Origin of the sequence: Mycolicibacterium tusciae (assembly GCF_002086795.1) — a bacterium.
GTDB lineage: Bacteria > Actinomycetota > Actinomycetes > Mycobacteriales > Mycobacteriaceae > Mycobacterium > Mycobacterium tusciae.
This window is the reverse complement of the sequence record NZ_MVIM01000006.1, coordinates 50,102-72,387: the sequence shown is the minus strand read 5'-3', so window position 1 is coordinate 72,387 and position 22,286 is coordinate 50,102. Positions and strand designations below refer to the sequence as shown.

The 22,286-nt window shown below is 66.8% G+C and carries 18 protein-coding genes; 17 read left to right on the top strand and 1 reads right to left on the bottom strand.

Going from position 1 to position 22,286, the window contains the following annotated elements; genetic code table 11:
- Positions 1 to 11 precede the first annotated feature (11 nt).
- From BST47_RS12945 to smc, 11 genes are all read left to right on the top strand, one after another.
- Entirely contained in the window at positions 12 to 3,407 is a 3,396-nt protein-coding gene (locus BST47_RS12945) for a pyruvate carboxylase (protein ID WP_083125936.1), read from the top strand.
- Entirely contained in the window at positions 3,404 to 3,958 is a 555-nt protein-coding gene (gene rsmD / locus BST47_RS12940) for a 16S rRNA (guanine(966)-N(2))-methyltransferase RsmD (RefSeq protein ID WP_083125935.1), read from the top strand. The genes BST47_RS12945 and rsmD overlap by 4 nt, the downstream gene beginning before the upstream one ends.
- 22 nt (positions 3,959 to 3,980) lie before the next feature.
- Positions 3,981 to 4,457, top strand: coding sequence for a pantetheine-phosphate adenylyltransferase (gene coaD / locus BST47_RS12935; RefSeq protein ID WP_083125934.1), 477 nt, complete (start codon positions 3,981 to 3,983; stop codon positions 4,455 to 4,457).
- Positions 4,458 to 4,538: 81 nt separating this feature from the next.
- Positions 4,539 to 5,105 (top strand): hemerythrin domain-containing protein, encoded by a 567-nt coding sequence (locus BST47_RS12930; RefSeq protein ID WP_083125933.1) that lies wholly within the window; start codon positions 4,539 to 4,541, stop codon positions 5,103 to 5,105.
- A gap of 203 nt (positions 5,106 to 5,308) precedes the next feature.
- Positions 5,309 to 6,046 (top strand): cell division protein SepIVA, encoded by a 738-nt coding sequence (sepIVA, locus tag BST47_RS12925; RefSeq protein WP_083125932.1) that lies wholly within the window; start codon positions 5,309 to 5,311, stop codon positions 6,044 to 6,046.
- A 32-nt stretch (positions 6,047 to 6,078) separates the two neighbouring features.
- A complete protein-coding gene (locus tag BST47_RS12920; protein WP_083125931.1) occupies positions 6,079 to 6,654 on the top strand; it encodes a YceD family protein in 576 nt (191 codons plus the stop codon).
- Positions 6,647 to 7,351, top strand: coding sequence for a ribonuclease III (rnc, locus tag BST47_RS12915; RefSeq protein WP_083125930.1), 705 nt, complete (start codon positions 6,647 to 6,649; stop codon positions 7,349 to 7,351). Before BST47_RS12920 ends, rnc begins: the two co-directional genes overlap by 8 nt.
- A complete protein-coding gene (gene mutM, locus BST47_RS12910) occupies positions 7,344 to 8,201 on the top strand; it encodes a DNA-formamidopyrimidine glycosylase (RefSeq protein ID WP_083125929.1) in 858 nt (285 codons plus the stop codon). The genes rnc and mutM overlap by 8 nt, the downstream gene beginning before the upstream one ends.
- An 81-nt stretch (positions 8,202 to 8,282) precedes the next feature.
- Positions 8,283 to 8,699, top strand: coding sequence for an OsmC family protein (locus tag BST47_RS12905; protein WP_083125928.1), 417 nt, complete (start codon positions 8,283 to 8,285; stop codon positions 8,697 to 8,699).
- On the top strand, positions 8,683 to 8,967 hold the full coding sequence (locus tag BST47_RS12900) for an acylphosphatase (RefSeq protein ID WP_083126154.1): 285 nt from the start codon (positions 8,683 to 8,685) through the stop codon (positions 8,965 to 8,967). The genes BST47_RS12905 and BST47_RS12900 overlap by 17 nt, the downstream gene beginning before the upstream one ends.
- A 26-nt stretch (positions 8,968 to 8,993) precedes the next feature.
- A complete protein-coding gene (gene smc, locus BST47_RS12895; RefSeq protein ID WP_165799785.1) occupies positions 8,994 to 12,581 on the top strand; it encodes a chromosome segregation protein SMC in 3,588 nt (1,195 codons plus the stop codon).
- A 51-nt stretch (positions 12,582 to 12,632) separates the two neighbouring features.
- Here the strand turns inward: smc and fni are convergent, their stop codons facing one another.
- Entirely contained in the window at positions 12,633 to 13,634 is a 1,002-nt protein-coding gene (fni, locus tag BST47_RS12890; RefSeq protein WP_083125926.1) for a type 2 isopentenyl-diphosphate Delta-isomerase, read from the bottom strand.
- Positions 13,635 to 13,695: 61 nt separating this feature from the next.
- Between fni and ftsY the strand changes: the two genes are divergently transcribed.
- From ftsY to BST47_RS12860, 6 genes are all read left to right on the top strand, one after another.
- Positions 13,696 to 15,015, top strand: coding sequence for a signal recognition particle-docking protein FtsY (ftsY, locus tag BST47_RS12885; protein WP_083126153.1), 1,320 nt, complete (start codon positions 13,696 to 13,698; stop codon positions 15,013 to 15,015).
- A gap of 172 nt (positions 15,016 to 15,187) precedes the next feature.
- Positions 15,188 to 16,579, top strand: a complete 1,392-nt coding sequence (locus tag BST47_RS12880) for an ammonium transporter (RefSeq protein WP_234809688.1) — start codon at positions 15,188 to 15,190, stop codon at positions 16,577 to 16,579.
- Positions 16,580 to 16,585: 6 nt separating this feature from the next.
- Positions 16,586 to 16,924, top strand: coding sequence for a P-II family nitrogen regulator (locus BST47_RS12875; protein ID WP_006242172.1), 339 nt, complete (start codon positions 16,586 to 16,588; stop codon positions 16,922 to 16,924).
- Between the two features lie 80 nt (positions 16,925 to 17,004).
- The gene (locus BST47_RS12870) at positions 17,005 to 19,482 is read left to right on the top strand and encodes a [protein-PII] uridylyltransferase (protein WP_083125925.1); all 2,478 of its coding nucleotides are present in this window, start codon (positions 17,005 to 17,007) and stop codon (positions 19,480 to 19,482) included.
- Positions 19,483 to 19,492: 10 nt separating this feature from the next.
- A complete protein-coding gene (ffh, locus tag BST47_RS12865) occupies positions 19,493 to 21,043 on the top strand; it encodes a signal recognition particle protein (RefSeq protein ID WP_083125924.1) in 1,551 nt (516 codons plus the stop codon).
- A gap of 2 nt (positions 21,044 to 21,045) precedes the next feature.
- Positions 21,046 to 22,140 (top strand): metal-dependent hydrolase family protein, encoded by a 1,095-nt coding sequence (locus tag BST47_RS12860; RefSeq protein ID WP_083125923.1) that lies wholly within the window; start codon positions 21,046 to 21,048, stop codon positions 22,138 to 22,140.
- Positions 22,141 to 22,286: the final 146 nt, after the last annotated feature.

Genomic DNA, 22,286 nt, shown 5'->3' with positions numbered 1-22,286 from the left:
GGCGGTAGCGCGTGATTTCCAAAGTTCTGGTGGCCAATCGCGGCGAGATCGCGATTCGTGCTTTCCGGGCGGCCTACGAGATGGGCATCACCACCATCGCGGTGTACGCGCACGAGGACCGCAACTCCCAGCACCGCCTGAAGGCCGACGAGTCGTATCAGATCGGTGAGACCGGCCATCCGGTACGCGCATACCTATCGGTCGACGAGATCATCCGCATCGCGCAGCAGGCGGGCGCTGATGCCGTCTATCCCGGGTATGGGTTCCTCTCGGAGAACCCGCAATTGGCGGCGGCGTGTGCGGATGCCGGGATCACGTTCATCGGTCCGGGCGCGGAAATCCTCGAGTTGACGGGGAACAAGGCCCGCGCGATCGCCGCGGCACGCGACGCCGGTCTGCCGGTGCTGAACTCGTCGGCGCCGTCGTCGTCGGTGGACGAACTGGTCGCTGCGTCCGAGACCATGGAGTTCCCGCTGTTCGTCAAGGCGGTGTCCGGTGGCGGCGGACGCGGAATGCGGCGCGTCACAGAGCCTTCCGCGCTGCGTGAGGCGATCGAGGCGGCCAGCCGTGAGGCCGAGTCGGCGTTCGGCGATCCGATGGTCTACCTCGAGCAGGCGGTGCTCAACCCGCGCCATATCGAGGTGCAGATCCTCGCCGATAAACACGGCAGTGTGATGCATCTGTTCGAGCGTGACTGCAGCATGCAGCGTCGCCATCAGAAGGTCATCGAATTGGCTCCTGCGCCAAACCTTCCCGTGGATCTGCGGGACCAGATGTGTGCTGATGCGGTCGCCTTCGCCCGTTCTATCGACTACACGTATGCCGGCACGGTGGAGTTCCTGCTCGACGAGCGTGGGCATTACGTGTTCATCGAGATGAACCCGCGCATCCAGGTCGAGCACACGGTGACCGAGGAGATCACCGACGTCGATCTGGTCGCGAGTCAGTTGCGTATCGCCGACGGGGAGACGCTGGCGGACCTCGGACTGAGCCAGGACGGATTGACGGCGCCGCGAGGCTTTGCCATGCAGTGCCGGATCACCACCGAGGATCCCGCCAACGGGTTCCGCCCCGACACCGGGCGCATCACGAGCTATCGGTCGCCGGGTGGTGCGGGGATCCGGCTCGACGGCGCCACACATTTGGGCGCGGAGATCGGGGCGCACTTCGACTCTCTGCTGGTCAAGCTGACCTGTCGCGGTCGCGACTACGCGGCGGCGCTCGCTCGGTCGCGCCGTGCGCTGGCCGAGTTCCGGGTGCGCGGGGTGTCGACGAACATCCCGTTCCTGCTGGCCGTCGTCAACGATCCGGATTTCCGCGCGGGACGCATCACCACGTCATTCATCGACGACCGGCCCTACCTGCTGACCGCACACACCCCGGCCGACCGCGGTACGAAGATCCTCAACTACCTGGCAGACGTCACGGTCAATCAACCGCACGGTCCGCGACCGTCGACGGTGTACCCGCACGACAAGCTGCCCGACGTCGATTTGGCGTCGCCGCCGCCGTCGGGGTCCAAACAGCTGCTGACCGAACTGGGCCCCGATGGGTTCGCCCGCTGGATGCGCGAATCGAAGGCGGTCGGGGTCACCGACACCACGTTCCGCGACGCCCACCAGTCCCTGTTGGCGACCAGGCTGAGAACGACCGGCCTGCTTATGGTGGCGCCCTACATCGCGCGGATGACCCCGCAGCTGTTGTCGGTGGAGTGCTGGGGTGGCGCGACTTACGATGTGGCGCTTCGGTTCTTGAAGGAAGACCCGTGGGAGCGCCTGGCCGCGTTGCGTGAGGCGATGCCGAACATCTGCCTACAGATGCTGCTGCGCGGCCGAAACACCGTGGGGTACACGCCGTATCCGGAATCGGTCACCAAGGCGTTCGTGGCCGAGGCTACGGGCACCGGGATTGATATCTACCGCATCTTCGACGCGCTCAACAATGTCGAGTCGATGCGCCCGGCCATCGACGCGGTCCGAGAGACCGGCACGTCGATCGCCGAGGTCGCGATGAGTTACACCGGCGATCTTTCCGATCCAGGGGAGAACCTGTACACCCTGGACTACTACCTCAAGCTGGCCGAGCAGATCGTCGACGCCGGTGCGCATGTGCTGGCGATCAAGGACATGGCCGGGTTGCTACGGCCGCAGGCAGCCACCGCGTTGGTGTCGGCGCTGCGCGGGCGGTTTGACCTGCCGGTGCACGTGCACACCCATGACACTCCCGGCGGGCAGTTGGCCACGTATGTGGCGGCATGGCAGGCGGGTGCCAATGCCGTCGATGGCGCCTCGGCGCCGTTGGCGGGAACGACGAGTCAGCCCGCGTTGTCCTCGATCGTCGCGGCAGCCGCGCACACCGAATACGACACCGGGTTGTCATTGCCGGCGGTGTGCGATCTCGAACCGTACTTCGAGGCGTTGCGAAAGGTGTACGCGCCCTTCGATGTTGCAGCATCTGGCCCTCCATCCCCGACGGGGCGGGTGTATCACCACGAGATCCCGGGTGGTCAGCTGTCGAACCTGCGCCAGCAGGCCATCGCGCTGGGCTTCGCGGATCGCTTCGAGGAGATCGAAGAGAATTACGCCGCGGCCGACCGCATCCTGGGACGACTGGTGAAGGTGACGCCGTCGTCCAAAGTGGTCGGAGATCTGGCGCTGGCACTGGTGGGCGCCGGGATCAGCGCCGACGAATTCGCGGCGGACCCAGCGCGGTTCGACATCCCGGACTCGGTGATCGGATTCCTGCGGGGGGAACTCGGCGACCCGCCGGGCGGCTGGCCCGAACCGTTGCGCACCAAGGCACTTGCCGGACGGGCGCCGGCGCCGCCCACCGAGGAGCTCTCCGACGAGGACGAGGCGGCGCTGGCCCAACCCGGCACAACTCGACAAGCCACCTTGAATCGGCTGCTGTTCCCCGGTCCGACAAAGGAATTCGAGGCGCATCGAGAGCTGTACGGAGACACCTCTGGCCTGTCGGCGAACCAGTTCTTCTACGGACTGCGCCACGGCGACGAACATCGGGTCAGGCTCGAACGCGGAGTCGAGCTGTTGATCGGGTTGGAAGCGATCTCTGATCCCGACGACCGTGGCATGCGCACCGTGATGTGCATCTTCAACGGTCAGCTGCGTCCGGTCGTGGTGCGTGACAACAGCATCGCCACCGATGTACCCGCCGCCGAGAAGGCCGACCGGTCCAACCCGGACCACGTCGCCGCGCCCTTCGCGGGCGTCGTCACCGTCGGCGTGACCGCGGGAGACAAGGTCGACGCCGGACAGACCATCGCGACGATCGAGGCCATGAAGATGGAAGCGGCGATCACAGCGCCCAAGGCCGGTCAGGTCGACCGCGTCGCCGTATCGGCCACCGCACAGGTCGAGGGTGGCGATCTGCTCGTGGTGGTCAGCTGACCCGCATCATCGCCGGCACCCTGGGTGGACGGCGAATCACAGTGCCGCGCACTGGAACCCGCCCCACCACCGACCGGGTTCGGGAATCGCTGTTCAATCTGCTGGCGGCGCGGCTGGAGCTTTCCGGTCGCTCCGTTCTCGATCTGTACGCCGGCTCGGGAGCGCTCGGCCTCGAGGCGCTGTCCCGCGGAGCCGCCTCGGCGGTATTCGTCGAATCAGACCAGCGGGCCGCGAGCATCATCGACAAGAACATCGCCGCTCTTGGCGTGAGCCGTGCGACGGTGCGTCGCGGCGCGGTCGCAACAGTGCTGGCTTCGGGCGCCGCGCGGCCCGCCGACCTGGTGCTGGCCGATCCGCCCTACACGGTGGACGCGGGTGATCTGGAAAGAGTGCTGTCCGCCTTGACGCACGGCGGCTGGACCACGACAGGGACGGTGGTCGTCGTCGAACGCCCGGCGTCGGGACCGGCACTGACGTGGCCCGACGGATGGGAGGTGTGGCCGTCGCGCACCTACGGCGACACCCGGCTGGAACTCGCCGAGCGGGCTTGACCGCCCTGTACCGTCGTTCCCCATGAGCGGCGCCGTATGCCCGGGGTCCTTCGACCCGATAACCCTCGGCCATGTCGACATCTTCGAGCGCGCAGCGGCCCAGTTCGACGAGGTCGTGGTGGCCGTACTGGTCAACCCGAACAAGAAGGGGATGTTCAGCCTCGACGAGCGCATCGCGATGATCGAGGAATCGACGACGCATCTGCCGAATCTGCGGGCGGAGTCCGGTGCGGGTCTGGTGGTCGACTTCGTCAAGAACCGCGGGCTGACCGCGATCGTCAAGGGTCTGCGCACCGGGACGGATTTCGAATACGAACTGCAGATGGCGCAGATGAACAAGCACATTGCAGGCGTCGACACGTTCTTCGTCGCCACCACGCCGACGTATTCGTTCGTATCGTCCTCGCTGGCGAAGGAGGTCGCGTCGCTCGGCGGCGACGTCTCCGCATTGTTGCCCGAGGCCGTCAACGTGCGGCTGCAGGCCAAGCTCAAGGGTTGATCTGGACTCACACGGGTAACCGACAAGGTGGCGCACAGCCCATAGCGCCCCAACTCGATCGCAAGAAAGTGTGGTTACCCCATGGTCGAAACATTCGTTCAGTCGACCGATGACGTCGTCAGATTCCTGAAGGACCAGCACAATTTGATCAAAGACATGTTCGAAGAAGTGTTCTCGGCGTCGTCCGATGACGCGCGCCGCAAGGCCTTCACCGAACTGCGGCAACTGCTGGCGGTGCATGAGACCGCCGAGGAAATGGTGGTCCATCCGCGGGTGCGCCACGAGGTCGAGGGCGGCGACATCATCGTCGACGCTCGTCTCGTGGAGGAGCACGACTCCAAGGAAGTGCTATCCGCGCTCGAAGCGATGGACATCGGCTCGCAAGAGTTCCTCGACGAGTTGTCGCTGTTCCGCGGGTCGGTTCTCGACCATGCCGAGCGCGAAGAACTCGAGGAGTTCAACCGATTGGAGCGTGAACTCGACGCCGATGACCTCGGTCGCATGGCGAAGGCCGTATTGGCTGCAGAGGCCATCGCCCCCACTCGTCCGCACGCGGGCGTCGAGTCGGCCAAGGCCAACTTCGCCGTGGGCCCGTTCGCCTCGATGCTCGACCGCGCGCGTGACGCGATCTCCGCTGCCCTTCGCTAGCCACGCCGCTGCTCACGGCTCGGGGCGCGCGCCCACTCTGCGTGTTGACATAATGTTGCGCGAAGCAGAGCAGACGGGCCTGCGGCCTGGGAGCGGTGACGCAGTGAAACCGGTCGAGACGCGACACACCGGTTCGGTAGCTGAGTCACAGGCGTAACACCAGGCACACTGGTAACTGTCAACTACGCCTGGAGGGTGTTGCCGTGTACCGAGTATTTGAAGCGCTCGACGAGTTGGGCGCGATTGTGGAAGAAGCGCGCGGTGTGCCCATGACGGCAGGCTGCGTCGTGCCCCGCGGCGATGTCCTGGAGTTGATCGACGACATCAAGGACGCGATCCCCGGCGAACTCGACGACGCCCAGGATGTGCTGGACGCCCGCGACTCGTTGTTGCGCGAGGCCAAGGAGCACTCCGGATCCATGGTGTCGTCGGCAACAGCCGAGGCGGATTCCCTGGTCAACCACGCCCGCGCCGAGGCCGACCGACTGCTCGCCGACGCGAAGTCCCAGGCTGACCGCATGGTCGGCGAGGCCCGCCAGCACAGCGAGCGCATGGTCGCAGAGGCGCGCGAAGAGGCCTCCCGTCTGGCCGCCACCGCAAAGCGCGAGTACGAGGCGAGCACGGGACGTGCCAAGAACGAGGCCGACCGGCTCATCGAGAACGGCAACCTCGCCTACGAGAAGGCCGTGCAGGAGGGCATCAAGGAACAGCAGCGGCTGGTCGCCCAGACCGAGATCGTCCAGACCGCCACGCTGGAAGCCACCCGCCTCATCGACTCGGCGCACGCCGAGGCCGACCGACTGCGCGGCGAATGCGACATCTACGTCGACAGCAAGCTGGCCGAGTTCGAGGACTTCCTCAACGGCACGCTGAGGTCGGTTGGCCGCGGCCGCCATCAGCTGCGGACCGCGGCGGGGACGCACGACTACGCAGCTCGCTAGCCCCCGGGACGGCCGCCGTAAGATCGATCCCTATGGCGACGCATGCGAAGTCGGGGGCGCGGCGGGCCTCGCGATCGCCGCTCGTGCTGAACATCTCCAGGCTCGGCCGCAGGCCGGGGTCGATGATGACCGTCACCGAAACCGTGCCCAGTCCCATGCGTATCGGACTGGACCTGATCGCGATCGACGAGGGCGCCCCGCTGGATCTGGATCTGCGGTTCGAAGCCGTCTCGGAGGGAGTTCTGGTCACCGGCACGGTGTCCGCCCCGACGGTCGGTGAGTGTGCGCGCTGTCTGACGCCGATCACCGGGCACGTTGACATCGACATCACCGAACTGTTCGCCTATCCCGACAGCGCCACCGATGAGACCACCGAGGCCGACGAGCTAGGCCGCGTGGTGGACGACACCGTCGACCTGGAGCAGCCGATCATCGACGCCGTCGGCCTGGCGTTGCCGTTCGTCCCGCTGTGCGGCCCCGACTGCATCGGGCTGTGCGCCGACTGTGGTGTTCCGTTGGCGACGGCCGAACCGGGACACCAGCACGAAAAGATCGACCCGCGATGGGCCAAGCTCTCGGGCATGTTCGACGAGGACACCCGTGACTGACCGCACGCCACTGCTCAAGGCGCTGGGCGTCGACCTGCCCGACGAACTGCTCACCATTTCACTAACCCATCGCAGTTACTCGTACGAGAACGGCGGATTGCCCACCAACGAGCGGTTGGAGTTCCTCGGCGACGCTGTACTCGGGCTGACCATCACCGAGGAGCTCTATCACCGCCACCCCGATCGCACCGAGGGTGATTTGGCCAAGCTGCGGGCAAGCATCGTCAACACCCATGCGCTGGCCGACGTCGGACGTGAACTGTCGGACGACGGGCTCGGCGCCTACCTGCTGCTGGGCAAGGGTGAGGAAAACTCCGGCGGCGCAGGCAAGGCCAGTATCCTCGCCGACGGTGTCGAATCCCTGCTCGGTGCAATCTATTTGGAGCACGGCATCGTCACGGCGCGGGAGGTGATCTTGCGCCTGTTCGCTTCGCTGCTGGACACCGCGCCAACGCTGGGTGCGGGGCTGGACTGGAAGAGCAGTCTGCAGGAGCTCACCGCATCCCGCGGCATGGGTGTGCCCTCGTACACGGTGACATCAACCGGGCCGGACCACGACAAGGAATTCACCGCGATGGTGATCATCGCCGACGATGAGTACGGCAGGGGGGTCGGCCGCACGAAGAAAGAGGCCGAACTCAAGGCGGCCGCTGCGGCGTGGAACGCGCTGACGTCCGCTGCAGACGAAGATGCCTGAACTTCCCGAAGTCGAGGTCGTTCGCCGGGGGTTGGACGCACACGTCGTCGACAAGACCATTACCGCTGTGCGGGTTCATCATCCACGCGCTGTGCGTCGTCACGAGGCTGGGCCCGCCGACCTGACGGCGCGCCTGCTCGATTCGCGGATTGTCGGAACGGGGCGACGCGGGAAGTACCTGTGGCTGACGCTTGATGATGGCTCAGCGCTCGTCGTCCATCTCGGGATGAGCGGACAAATGCTGCTCGGACCCCTGCCGCGCGAGGATCACTTGCGCATCGCGGCACTGCTCGACGATGGCACCGCGCTGAGTTTCGTGGACCAGCGCACGTTCGGGGGATGGATGTTGGCCGACCTCGTCACCGTCGAGGGCACCGATGTTCCCTTTCCCGTCGCGCACGTGGCCCGCGATCCGCTGGACCCGGAATTCAATCGCGATGGCGTTGTCACGGTGTTGCGGCGCAAGCATTCCGAGATCAAGCGGCAGCTGCTCGATCAGACGGTCGTATCGGGAATCGGCAACATCTACGCCGACGAGGCGCTGTGGCGGGCACGCGTCAACGGTGCGCGACTGGCGTCGTCGCTGACCCGGTCGAAGCTGGCCGAGGTGCTCGACGCCGCCGCCGAGGTGATGACCGAGGCGCTCGGCCAGGGAGGCACGTCCTTCGACTCGCTGTATGTGAATGTCAACGGCGAGTCCGGCTATTTCGAACGTTCGCTGGACGCCTACGGCCGCGAGGGTGAGCCGTGCCGGCGGTGCGGCGCGGTGATGGGGCGGGAGAAGTTCATGAACCGCTCGTCGTTCTATTGCCCGAAATGCCAACCACGCCCGCGGGTCCGGCGGGAATAACCGCCGCGAGCGACCGTGTTTGTACGTCGACACGCCGCGAAGGATGGCATTTTGCGGTCACTCGCGGGGAAGGAAAGAACCATGACTGAACTGTGGGTTGAGCGCACCGGCGCCCGCCGCTACACCGGACGCAGCGCGCGCGGTGCCGAGGTACTCGTCGGCAGCGAGGATGTCGAGGGCGTGTTCACCCCCGGCGAGCTGATGAAGATCGCGCTGGCGGCCTGCAGCGGCATGGCCAGCGACGCCCCCTTGCAGCGTCGCCTTGGGGCGGATTACTCGACCACGATCCGGGTGTCGGGCCCGGCCGATCGCGAGCAGGAGCGCTACCCGCTGCTGGAGGAGCGGATGGAACTCGACCTGTCGGGGCTGTCGGCAGAGGAGCGGGCGCGGGTACTCACTGTCGTGGAGCGGGCGATCGATCAGGTCTGCACGGTGGGCCGCACACTCAAGTCCGGTACCAAAGTGACGTTTGAGGTAGATGATGCAGGAGTTAGCTGAGGTACGACTCACTGCATGGGTGCACGGCCACGTGCAGGGAGTCGGCTTCCGGTGGTGGACCCGGTCGCGCGCGCTGGAACTCGGGTTGACCGGATACGCCTCGAACAGGCCCGACGGCCGCGTTCAAGTGGTCGCGCAGGGCCCGCGCGAGGCCTGCGAAAAGTTACTTGACCTGCTACAAGGTGGCCATACGCCGGGCCATGTCGACAAAGTGATCGCGGATTGGTCAGAAGTCGGCGAAACGCTATCGGGGTTCACCGAGCGTTAGCCTGCGCGACGGTAGTGTGGCACGTCGTGCACCTCAAGAGTCTGACCCTGAAGGGCTTCAAGTCGTTTGCTTCGCCGACGACTCTGCGCTTCGAGCCAGGCATCACCTGTGTCGTCGGCCCGAACGGGTCCGGCAAGTCGAACGTGGTCGACGCGCTCACGTGGGTGATGGGCGAACAGGGTGCCAAGACTCTGCGCGGCGGCAAGATGGAAGACGTCATCTTCGCAGGCACGTCGTCGCGCCCGCCGCTCGGCCGTGCCGAGGTGACGGTAACGATCGACAACTCCGACAACTCGCTGCCGATCGAATACTCCGAGGTGTCGATCACCCGCCGGATGTTCCGTGACGGCGGCAGCGAGTACGAGATCAACGGCGCCAGTTGCCGTTTGATGGACGTGCAGGAACTGCTGTCCGACTCCGGCATCGGCCGCGAAATGCACGTGATCGTCGGGCAGGGCAAGCTCTCCGAGATCCTCGAATCCCGGCCCGAGGACAGGCGCGCATTCATCGAAGAGGCCGCGGGTGTCCTCAAGCACCGCAAGCGCAAGGAAAAGGCCGTCCGCAAGCTCGACTCGATGTCGGCCAACCTGGCGCGGCTGACGGATTTGACGACCGAGCTGCGTCGTCAGCTCAAGCCGCTGGGCAGGCAGGCGGAGATGGCTCGCCGCGCCCAGACCATCCAGGCCGACCTGCGCGACGCCCGGTTGCGGCTGGCGGCCGACGACCTCGTCGTCCGCATGGCGGAGTTCGAGAACACCAACCAGACCGAGACGACGCTGCGCCGCGAACACGACGATCTGGCGGCGCGGCTCGAGGCGCGTACCGTCGAGCTGAACGCGCACGAGTCGGCGGTCGGCACCCTCAGCGAGCGCGCGGAATCCGCTCAGCAGACCTGGTTTTCGCTGTCGGCGTTGGCCGAACGGGTCAGCGCCACGGTGCGCATCGCCAGCGAGCGGGCCCAGCACCTGGACAGCGAGCCCGAAGCGTCGACCGGCCCCGACCCCGACGAGCTTGAGGCCAAGGCCGAAGAGGTCGCCGCCCAGGAGCGCCGACTGCTTGCGGAGCTGGACGAATCGCGCAAGCGCCTGGAAGCCGCCCGCGCCGAACTCAGTGCGCGCGAAGGTGTCGCCGCAGAAGCCGAACGCGCCCATCTGGCCGCCGTCCGCGCCGAGGCCGACCGCCGTGAGGGTCTGGCCCGGCTGGCCGGCCAGGTGGACACGATGCGCACCCGCGTCGAGTCGATCGACGAGACCGTCGCACGGCTGACCGTCGGGATCGACGAGGCCGCAGCCAAAGCCCAGCAGACACAGGCGGAGTTCGAGACCGTGCAGGGCCGAGTCGGCCAACTCGATGCGGGTGAGGTCGGCCTCGACGAGCACCACGATCGCACGGTGACCGCGCTGCGGCTCGCCGACGAGCGGGTCGCCGAACTGCAGGCAGCCGAGCGCGGCGCCGAACGTCAGGTGGCCTCGCTGCGTGCTCGCATCGAGGCGCTGTCCGTCGGCCTCGACCGCAAGGACGGCGCCGCGTGGCTGCAGAAACACCACGGTGGCGCAGGGCTTTTCGGATCGATCGCCAATCTGGTCAAGGTGCGCCCGGGTTACGAGGTGGCGATCGCCGCCGTGCTGGGGGCTGCTGCGGATGCGGTCGCCGCCGAGAACTCGGGTGTGGCGCGGTCGGCCGTCGTCGCGTTGAAGCAGTCTGACGGCGGCCGCGCGGCCATCGTGCTCGGTGACTGGCCCCACCCCTCGGTGCCGAACGCGGGTCTGCCGCCCGAGGGCGCGCAGTGGGCGTTGGATCTTGTCGACGCACCTGACCGACTGCAAGGGGCGATCACCGCGTTGCTGTCGGGTGTGGCGGTGGTCAGTGACCTTTCCGCCGCGCTCGACGTGGTCGCAGCGCGTCCGCAGCTGAAGGCGGTCACCGCCGACGGTGATCTGGTCGGCGCGGGCTGGGTGACCGGCGGTTCCGATCGCAAGCCCAGCACGCTGGAGATCGCGTCCGAGGTCGAGAAGGCCCGCGAAGAGCTCACAGCCGCTGAGAAACAGACCGCAGAACTGTCTGCCGCCCTCGCCGGTGCCTTGGCCGAGCAGGCCACCCGTCAAGATGCCGCCGAACAGGCCCTCGCCGCGCTCAACGAGTCCGACGCGGCGATCTCGGCGGTCTACGAACAGCTCGGGCGGCTCGGCCAGGACGCCCGCGCGACCGATGACGAATGGCAGCGGCTGATCCGGCAGCGTGACGAACTCGAGGCCGGCCGCAATCGGACCGTCCAGGAGCTCGCCGAGCTAGAGCAGCGACTGCACAACGCACAAGAGGAGCCGACGCTCGAATCCGAACCGGTCGATCGCCAGGAGTCGACGGCGGCCGCCGAGGCTGCCCGCGGCGCCGAGGTGGAGGCCCGGCTGGCCGTGCGTACGGCCGAAGAGCGAGCGAACGCCGTTCGCGGCCGGGCCGATTCGATGCGCAGGGCGGCTACCGCCGAACGTGATGCCCGCTTGCGTGCGCAGCGTGCCCGGGAGGCACGCGTGCACGCCGCGGCGGTCGCAGCCGCCGTGGCGGAGTCGGGACGCCTGGTCGCGCAGCGGCTCAGCGCGGCGGTGGCCGTCGCGTCGCAAGCACGTGACGACGTCGCCGCCGAACGTCAGCACCGGGCAACCGCATTGGCGAAGGCGCGCGAGGAGGTCAACGAGCTAAGCGCCAAGATCAACGCTCTCACGGACGCCCTGCACCGCGACGAGATCGCCAAAGCGCAAGCGGCACTTCGTATCGAACAGCTCGAGGAGCATGTCCTCGAGACGTTCGGAATGGCGGCGGCGGATCTGGTTGCCGAGTACGGCCCCGATGTCGCGCTCCCTCCGTCGGAGCTGGAGATGGCTGAGTACGAGCAGGCGCGCGAGCGCGGCGAGCAGGTGATGGCGCCGGCGCCCATGCCGTTCGACAGGCCCACCCAGGAACGTCGCGCCAAGAAGGCCGAGCGCGAACTCAACGAGCTGGGCCGGGTGAATCCACTGGCGCTGGAGGAGTTCGCGGCACTGGAGGAGCGCTACAACTTCCTGTCCACCCAACTGGAGGACGTCAAGGCGGCCCGCAAGGATCTGCTCGACGTCATCGACGATGTCGACGCCCGCATCCTCCAGGTGTTCTCCGAGGCATACGTCGACGTGGAACGTGAGTTCCAGCAAGTGTTCTCGACGTTGTTCCCCGGCGGCGAGGGCAGGCTGCTGCTGACGAACCCCGACGACATGCTCACCACCGGCATCGAGGTCGAGGCCCGCCCGCCCGGCAAGAAGATCAAGCGCCTGTCACTGCTGTCGGGTGGCGAGAAGTCGCTGACCGCCGTCGCGATGTTGGTGGCCATCTTCCGCGCGAGGCCGTCGCCGTTCTACGTGATGGACGAGGTGGAGGCCGCACTCGACGACGTGAACCTGCGCCGCCTGCTGGGGCTGTTCGAGCAGTTGCGTAGCCAGTCGCAGCTGCTCATCATCACGCACCAGAAGCCGACGATGGAGATCGCCGACGCGCTGTACGGCGTGACGATGCGCGACGACGGCATCACCGCGGTGATCAGTCAGCGCATGCGCGGCCAGGAACTGGTCGGCGCCGCCAACTAACCGCGATTTGTGCACGATTTCCGGCGCTGAACGCCGATTTCCGTGCACGAATCACAGCGGGGTGACGCCGCCCTCGCGGAGTTCGGCAAGGTTGGCCGCGCCGCTGCCGTGCAGACAGATCATCAGTTCGTCGATGAAGCGCTGCAGCCAATCCACAACGGCGGCAGACGATTCGATCGCAGGCGCCAGCAACGGTCGCGCCACCGACACCACGTCGGCGCCCAATGCGATCGCCTTGGCCGCGTCCATCCCGGTGCGAATGCCGCCGGAGGCGACCAGCGGGACTCCGGGCAGTGTGCGCCGCACTTCCAGAAGTGCCTGTGCGGTCGGGATGCCCCACTCGGCCAGCGCCGGGTACCGGATCTCGCCGTAGCGGACGAACTGCTCGACGCGCGCCCACGACGTACCGCCCGCGCCTGCGACGTCGATCGCGGCGATGGGGCAGTCCGACAGTTCGGCAGCGGCCTTGGCCCCGATACCGTGGCCGACTTCCTTCACTATCACCGGGTATCCGATGGCTGCCGCGATGTCGCGAAGGCGTCCTATCGAACCCGAGAAGTCGGTGTCACCCTTGTGCTGCATGGCTTCCTGCAACGGATTGGTATGCACCGCAAGGGCGTTGGCGCCGATCTGATCCAAGGCCTCGACCAGGGCCTGCACCGTCTGCGCGGTGAGCTGGCTCAGTCCGATGTTGCCGATCAGCAGTACGTCCGGTGCGATGTCACGGACCCGGAACGTCGCGGAGGCCGGACCGTTGTCGAGCATGATGCGCTGCGAGCCCAGCATCATCCCCACACCGAGCTGCTGGGCCGCGCCGGCGAGGTTGCGATTGATGGTGCCGGACAACTCCGCACCACCGGTCATCGCGCCGATGAGCACGGGAGCGCGCAAGTGGATGCCCAGGAATTCGGTCGCCAACTCGATGGACCCGAGGTCGGTCTGGGTGAGCGCGTTGTACGGCAACCGATAGCGCTCCAACCCCGTCGTCACCGTCTGGAATTCGACCGCATCGCCGAGGCACGCGTCGATGTGACGTCGTTTGCGGGTTTCCATGAGGCCGCCGGAGTTCCCGGGCGCGGAAGTCACCGGCTACCCCTCCTGAGACAATGACGTGGTGACTGTCGAGTTGTGGATCGCGATCGCGGTCATCGCCGTTCTACTCGTGACCGCGCTAGTTGTGGGCCTGGTGCGGTACCGGCGCCGACGGGTCAGTTTGTCGTCCAAGGACACCGCCACTCCTCTCGACCGCTCGGGCGGCTACACCGCCTCGTCCACCATCACGTTCTCGCAATCAGCGCCAGCTGAGCCGGTCGAACGGATCGATACCGACGGGCTACCCGCCGTCGGCGATGATGCCACCATTCCGCGGGACGCCCCGAAGCGGGTGATCGCCGACGTACAGCTGCCGGAGCCGCCGGTCGTCCAACAACCGCCGGCAGCCCCCGCCGAACCGGCAGCCCCCGCGGAGCCTGAAGCGCCTGCTGAGCCTGAAGCGCCCGCGCTCGACGAGATCGCCCCGGCCGAGGGCCGTCTGGAGAGGCTGCGGGGCCGTCTCGCCAAGTCGCAGGGCACGCTGGGCCGCAGCATGCTCGGCCTGCTCGGCGGTGGCGACCTCGATGAAGACTCCTGGCAGGACGTCGAGGACACCCTCCTGATCGCCGACCTGGGCCCCGCGGCGACGGATTCGGTCGTCGCGGCGTTGCGTGCGCGGATGGCCAGCAGCCAGGTGCGTAATGAGGCCGACGCCCGCGCGGTGCTGCGCCACGTCTTGATCGACCAGCTGCAGCCCGACCTGGATCGGTCCATCAGGGCGCTTCCGCACGCCGACAAGCCGTCCGTGCTGCTGGTGGTGGGCGTCAACGGCACCGGCAAGACGACGACCGTCGGCAAGCTGGCTCGGGTGCTGGTGGCCGACGGACGCCGCGTCGTGCTGGGTGCGGCCGACACCTTCCGCGCGGCCGCAGCAGACCAGTTACAGAGCTGGGCCTCTCGCGTCGGCGCGCAGGTGGTGCGCGGCGCCGAGGGGGCCGACCCCGCGTCGGTGGCGTTCGACGCCGTCGACGTCGGCGTCGAGACCGGAGCCGACGTGGTCGTCATCGATACCGCAGGGCGCCTGCACACCAAGACCGGCCTGATGGACGAACTGGGCAAGGTCAAGCGTGTGGTGAGCCGTCGCGCCGAGGTCGACGAGGTGCTGCTGGTGCTCGACGCCACGATCGGCCAGAACGGTCTGCCACAGGCCCGCGTGTTTGCCGAAGTCGTCGACATCACCGGCGTCGTGCTCACCAAACTCGACGGCACCGCGAAAGGCGGGATCGTGTTCCGCGTGCAGCAGGAGTTGGGTGTGCCCGTCAAACTCGTCGGTCTGGGCGAGGGCCCGGACGACCTCGCTCCGTTCGAGCCGGCGGCATTCGTCGACGCGTTGCTCGGTTAGTCAGCGGCCGCAAAACACGTGATGTAACACCGACGAAACGTCGAGTGCCCATCCGTTCACACGAGTGAAACACCGTGGCGTCTTCGACGAAACAACCACTCAGCAAAGTCTTGGACCAGGTCAACGGTCGTAAAGCGTTGCGGCCGTGGCATGTCGAAGGAGGAAACTGCGAGTGGATGGATTCCCGACCCTCGGTATACCGGACACCGGTGATACCGCGTGGATGCTGGCAAGCGCAGCGCTTGTCTTGTTGATGACGCCGGGCCTGGCCTTCTTTTACGGAGGCATGGTTCGGGCCAAGGGCGTGCTCAACATGATCATGATGAGCTTCAGCGCCATGGGTTTGGTGACGGTGCTGTGGGTGCTGTACGGCTACTCGATGGCGTTCGGCAACGACGTCTCCAATGTGGTCGGTGACCCGACGCAGTTCTTCGGACTGAAGGGTCTCATCGGCGGCAACGCCGCCCCCGCGGTCGAGGCGATTGTCGCGGCCCCGGGCGTGGAGGCTGTCGAGGCGGTGCCGGAGACCCTCATTCCGCTGGTCTTCACGATGCCGGCCTCGGTGTTCGTCGCGTTTCAGTTGATGTTCGCGATCATCACCGTCGCCCTCATCTCGGGTGCGGTGGCCGATCGCATCAAGTTCGGCGCATGGTTGCTCTTCGCAGGCCTCTGGGTCACCTTCGTGTACTTCCCGGTCGCGCACTGGGTGTTCTCGTTCGACGGTGGCACCGCGGAGACCGGTGGCTGGATCGCCAACAAACTGGCGGCCATCGACTTCGCAGGCGGCACAGCGGTCCATATCAACGCAGGCACCGCCGCACTGGTCCTCGTGCTGATCCTCGGAAAGCGCAAGGGATGGCCGAACACCCCGATGCGGCCGCACAATCTGCCGTTCGTGATGCTCGGCGCCGGTCTGCTGTGGTTCGGCTGGTACGGCTTCAACGCGGGCTCGGCCGGCGCCTCCGGCGGCCTTGCCGGTTCGACCTTCGTCACCACGACGGTGGCCACGGCGGCGGCGATGCTGGCGTGGTTGCTCACTGAGCGCATTCGCGACGGTAAGGCGACATCGCTGGGTGCGGCCTCGGGTGTGGTGGCCGGTCTGGTCGCCATCACTCCGTCGTGTTCAGCGGTCAATGTCCTCGGTGCACTCGTCATCGGTGTGGTCGCAGGGGCCTTGTGCGCTTTGGCGGTCGGCCTGAAATACAAACTGGGCTATGACGACTCGCTCGACGTGGTCGGTGTTCACCTGGTGGGCGGCATCGTCGGCACGTTGCTGATCGGATTGGTCGCGGCGCCAGAGGCCGGTGCGGGAGTCGCCGGTCTGTTCTATGGCGGCGGAGTCGACCAACTGTGGCGGCAGGCAGTCGGCGCCGGGGCGGTTCTGCTCTACAGTGCGATCGTGACAGCTATCTTGGCCTACATCGTGAAATTCACGATTGGGCTGCGACTCAGCGACGAAGAAGAGGCTGCTGGTGCCGACGAGAGCGAACACGCGGAAAGCGGTTACGACTTTGCAGCTGTCGGTGGCGGTTCGGTCCTCGGACGTCACGGCGGAGAGGAATAAGGGGATATGAAGCTGATTACTGCGATCATCAAGCCGTTCACGCTCGAAGACGTCAAGACCGGACTCGAGCAGACCGGAATTCTCGGAATGACCGTCAGCGAGGTTCAGGGCTACGGTCGCCAAAAGGGCCACACCGAGGTGTATCGCGGCGCCGAGTACTCCGTCGACTTCGTTCCGAAGGTTCGGGTCGAGGTCGTGGTCGATGATTCCGCCGTGGACAAGGTCGTGGACGTGATCGTCCAGGCCGCACGCACCGGAAAGATCGGCGACGGCAAGGTGTGGGTCAGTCCCGTTGACACGGTCGTGCGGGTGCGCACCGGTGAACGTGGAACGGACGCCCTTTGACCAGCCTGACGAAATAAGACGTCGTCGCCCGGCCGTTGCACCGTGAATGTTTGAAGGTAAGGGCCGGGGGAGGACACGAAATGACTGAGCAGAAACCAGATTCCGCCGCCGGGGCCCCTCGATGGGAACCCCCGGCGGCGGGTTCGTTACGACCCGCGACCGACCTTTCCGCCGCCGCCGAACAGCTACTGACCAACGGTCCCCGGCAATTGGATTCGGCTGCGTTACGCGACGCGCTGCTCGATTTGCACGAATTCTGGCTCACCACAAAGGCCACTGAGATCGGCATCACGCCCACCAGCGGATTCGCCCTCGTCGCGACCGGTGGGTTGGGCCGCGGCGAGCTGGTGCCCTATTCGGATCTGGACCTGACACTGCTGCACGACAACATGCCGCGTGATGTGGTCGGCCAGGTCGCCGAGTTACTGTGGTATCCGTTGTGGGACGCGAATATTCGCATCGACCACAGTGTGCGCACGGTACCAGAGGCGTTGACCGTTGCCAGCGAAGACATCTCCGCGGGGCTGGCCATGCTCGAAGCGCGGCACATCGCGGGCGATGCGGATCTGTCGAACCTGCTGATCGGGGGAGCGCGGCGGCAGTGGCGTACCGGCGTCGCTTCGCGTTTCGACGAACTCGTCGAGCACACCCGGGCGCGGTGGCAGCGCAGCGGCGAGATCGCCCACCGCGCCGAGCCCGACCTCAAATGCGGACGCGGTGGCCTGCGCGACGTTCAACTGCTCAACGCGTTGGCGATCGCCCAGCTCGCCGATGTCTATCCCAGCAGATCCCTGGCGTCGCCCACCGAAACTCTGGGTGAGGCGCACATGACGCTGCTGAACGTACGCACCGAATTGCATCGGGTGGCTGGGCGCGGCCGGGAGTTGTTGCTCGCCCAGCACGCCGACGAGATCGGCGCCGCGCTGCAGATCGGTGACCGGTTCGAGCTGGCGCGCATGCTTTCCGACGCCGCCCGCACCATCAGCTTCTACGTCGACGCCGGAATTCGCACCGCGGGCAACGCGCTTCCCAGACGCGGACTCTCGGCGTTCCGCAGGCCCGCGCGCCGACCCCTCGACGAAGGCGTGATCGAGTTCGCGGGTGAAGTCATCCTCGCCCGCGACGCCCGTCCCGAACGAGATCCGGGTCTGATCCTGCGCGTGGCGGCCGCCTCGGCCAACACCGGCTTGCCGATGGCGGCTTCCACACTGGCGCGTCTCGCCGAAACCGCGCCCGAGCTGCGTACCCCGTGGCCTCGCCAGGCGCTCAAAGACCTGCTAGTCATGCTCGGCGCGGGTCCAGCGGCTGTGGCCACCATCGAGGCGCTTGACCGAACCGGTCTGTGGGGCAGGCTTTTTCCGGAATGGGGCGCCGTGCGCGACCTCCCGCCGCGCGACGTCGTTCACATCTGGACGGTTGACCGTCATCTCGTCGAGACCGTTTCGCGAGCAAGCGCATTCACCACCAGGGTGTCGCGGCCGGATCTGCTGGTTCTTGGTGCGCTGTGCCATGACATCGGGAAGGGCCGCGGCGGCGACCACAGCATCATCGGTGCCGAGCTCGCGGTTCAGATCGGCACCCGACTCGGCCTGTGGCCGTCCGATGTGCAGATCTTGTCCAAGGTGGTGCGCCACCACCTGCTGTTGCCGCACACCGCCACGAGGCGCGATCTGCAGGACCCCAACACCATTGCGTCGGTGGTCAACGCACTCGACGGCGACCACGTCTTGCTCGAACTACTGCACGCACTTGCCGAGGCGGACTCACTGGCCACCGGACCCGGGGTGTGGGGCGATTGGAAGGCCTCGCTCATCGGCGATCTCGTCCACCGCTGCCGATTGGTGATGGCCGGTGACCCGCTGCCGCAGCCCGATCCCATTGATCCCCGGTATCTTTCGCTGGCCGCCGAGGTCGGCGTGCACGTTGAGATCACGCCTGCCGACAGCCCCCACATCTACAACATCACGATGATCGCGCCGGACCGTCGTGGACTGTTGTCCAAGGCCGCGGGTGTGCTGGCACTCAACTCGCTGCGGGTGCATTCGGCCTCGGTCAACGGACACGCGGGTTCGGCGATCAACACCTTCGTCGTGTCGCCGCATTTCGGTGCTCCGCCGGCGGCCGAACTGTTGCGACAGCAGTGGATCCTGGCCCTCGACGGGGACCTCGATGCGCTCGCATCGTTGGACAAGCGTGATCGCGACGCCGCGCAGTACGGAACGGCGCGTGCGGGAGAAGTGCCGGATGCGGTGCCGATCAACCATGTGGTCGCCCCGCCGCGGATCCTGTGGTCCGAAGGTGCTGCCCCGGGCGAGCTGGTGGTACAGATCCGGAGCGCCGACCGCACCGGCCTGTTGGCGAGGCTGACGGCGGTGTTCGAACGTGACGGCGTCGACATCGCATGGGCGAAGGTCACCACCCTCGGCTCGTCGGTGGTCGACCTGTTCGGAATCGTGGTCCCAGGTGACGTCGGCGCTGTGCGTGACGAACTCGAACGGGACCTCTATGCGATCCTGCCCGCACCTGCGCCTGCGAAGCCGGTATCCGAGGCCAGTTAGGCTGGACCGCGTGTTTGAATCGCTTTCCGACCGATTGACCGGCGCCCTCCAGGGGCTGCGCGGCAAGGGGCGGTTGTCCGACGCCGACATCGACGCGACGACCCGCGAGATTCGGTTGGCCCTGCTCGAAGCGGATGTGTCGCTGCCGGTGGTGCGCGACTTCGTCGCACGCATCAAGGAGCGCGCCAAGGGCGCCGAGGTGTCGGGGGCGCTGAACCCCGCCCAGCAGGTCGTCAAGATCGTCAACGAGGAACTCATCGCCATCCTCGGCGGGGAGACGCGCCGGCTGGCGTTCTCGAAGACCCCGCCGACGGTGATCATGCTGGCGGGTCTGCAGGGTTCCGGTAAGACCACGCTGGCCGGCAAGCTTGCCAAATGGCTTAAAGACCAAGGGAATACGCCGCTTCTCGTGGCGTGTGACCTGCAGCGGCCCGGTGCCGTCAACCAGCTCCAGATCGTCGGCCAGCGAGCCGGCGTCGACGTGTTCGCCCCGCACCCCGGCACCGCCGAGGGATCCGACGATTCGGCGCCCGGCGATCCGGTCGCGGTGGCATCGGCAGGTATCGCCGAGGCCAACGCCAGGCACCACGACGTCGTCATCGTCGACACCGCGGGCCGCCTCGGCATCGACGAGGAGCTCATGCGGCAGGCCGGCGCCATTCGCGACGCCGTCAACCCCGACGAAGTGATCTTCGTGCTCGACGCGATGATCGGTCAGGACGCCGTCAACACCGCCGAGGCGTTCCGCGAAGGGGTCGGCTTCACGGGCGTGGTGCTGACCAAGCTCGATGGCGACGCGCGCGGCGGTGCCGCGCTGTCGGTGCGCGAGATCACCGGTGTGCCGATCCTCTTCGCGTCCGCTGGCGAGAAGCTCGAGGATTTCGATGTCTTTCACCCCGACCGGATGGCCAGCCGGATCCTGGGTATGGGCGACGTGCTCACGCTCATCGAGCAGGCCGAACAGGTCTTCGACGCGCAACAGGCCGAGGAAGCCGCCGCGAAGATCGGCAGCGGCGAACTCACGCTGGAGGACTTCCTCGAGCAGATGCTGGCGATCCGCAAAATGGGCCCGATCGGCAATCTGCTGGGCATGCTGCCCGGTGCGGGCCAGATGAAGGACGCGCTGGCAGCCGTCGACGACAAGTCGCTCGACCGGTTGCAGGCGATCATCCGTGGCATGACGCCCGCCGAGCGTGCGGACCCCAAGATCATCAACGGTTCGCGTCGGTTGCGCATCGCCAACGGATCCGGCGTCACGGTCGGTGAGGTCAACCAGCTTGTGGACCGGTTCTTCGAGGCGCGCAAGATGATGTCGTCGATGGCCGGTCAGATGGGTATGCCCTTCGGCCGCAAGGGATCGTCTCGTAAGGCGGCGAAGAACAAGAAGAAGGGCAAGAAGGGCGGTCGCGGGCCGACGCCACCCAAGGTGCGCAATCCGCTGGGTCAGGGAATGCCTGCCGGATTCCCAGACCTCTCCGACATGCCCAAGGGACTGGACGAACTTCCTCCCGGTCTCGCCAACATCGACCTGTCGAAGTTCAAGTTCCCGGGCCAGAACTAGGCATGCCTCAGCCACCACTGCACGTACGCGGTCGCGGGCTGCCCGATGAACAACCTGTCGAGTGGTGGATCGTCGACGGCACGCTCAGCGCCGAGCCGGTGCAGGACGCCGAGACCGTCTTCGGTGCTGACGGGGCTGACGGCTGGATCCTGCCCGGCCTCGTCGATGCGCATTGCCACGTCGGATTGGGCGAGCACGGCCCTGTCGAGACCATCGACGAGTGCATCACCCAGGCCGAGACGGAGCGCGACGCGGGCGCTTTGCTCCTGCGCGACTGCGGGTCGCCCATCGACACCCGTAGCCTCGACGACCACGACGACCTTCCGCGGATCATCCGGGCCGGCCGCCACCTCGCCAGACCGAAGCGCTACCAGCGCGGGTTCGCCATCGAATTGGACGACCAGTCCCAGCTGCCGGTCGCCGTCGCCGAACAGGCGCGGTTCGGCGACGGCTGGGTGAAGCTGGTCGGCGACTGGATCGACCGCGAGGTCGGCGATCTGGCTCCGCTGTGGTCCGACGATGTGCTGAAGGCGGCAATCGACGCGGCCCACCAGAGCGGCGCCCGCGTCACGGCGCACGTGTTCAGCGAGGACGCGCTGCCCGGGCTCATCAGGGCAGGCATCGACTGCATCGAGCACGGTACCGGCCTGACCGACGAGACCATCGAGCTGATGGTCGAACACGGCACGGCGCTGGTGCCGACGCTGATCAATATCGAGAACTTTCCCGGAATCGCCGAAAACGCAACGAAATTCCCGACCTATGCCCGACACATGCAAGATCTTTACGAGAAGTGCCCGTCGCGTATCGCCGCCGCGCGGGAGGCGGGGGTGCCGATCTATGCGGGCACCGACGCGGGCAGCATGGTGGCTCACGGCCGCATCGCGGACGAGATCGACGCGCTCAAGGGCATCGGGATGAGCCCGACCGAGGCGCTGGGCGCGGCCTGTTGGACCGCCCGCGAATGGCTGGGCCGCCCTGGCATCGAGCACGGGGCCTCGGCCGATCTCATCTGCTACCAGGACGATCCGCGGCAGGGCGCCGCCGTCGTCAGTGTGCCCGACGTGGTGATCCTGCAGGGCAGGGTCTACCGCTAGTAGACGTCGCGCAGATACCGGTGCGACTTGATGAGGTCGTTGACGTACTGGTGCGCCGCATTCGCATCCATTCCGCCACTGCGGGCGATGATCCCGAGTGAATTCGGCGCGCTCATCAACCCTGAGGGTCGGTTAGCGCGCCGGAT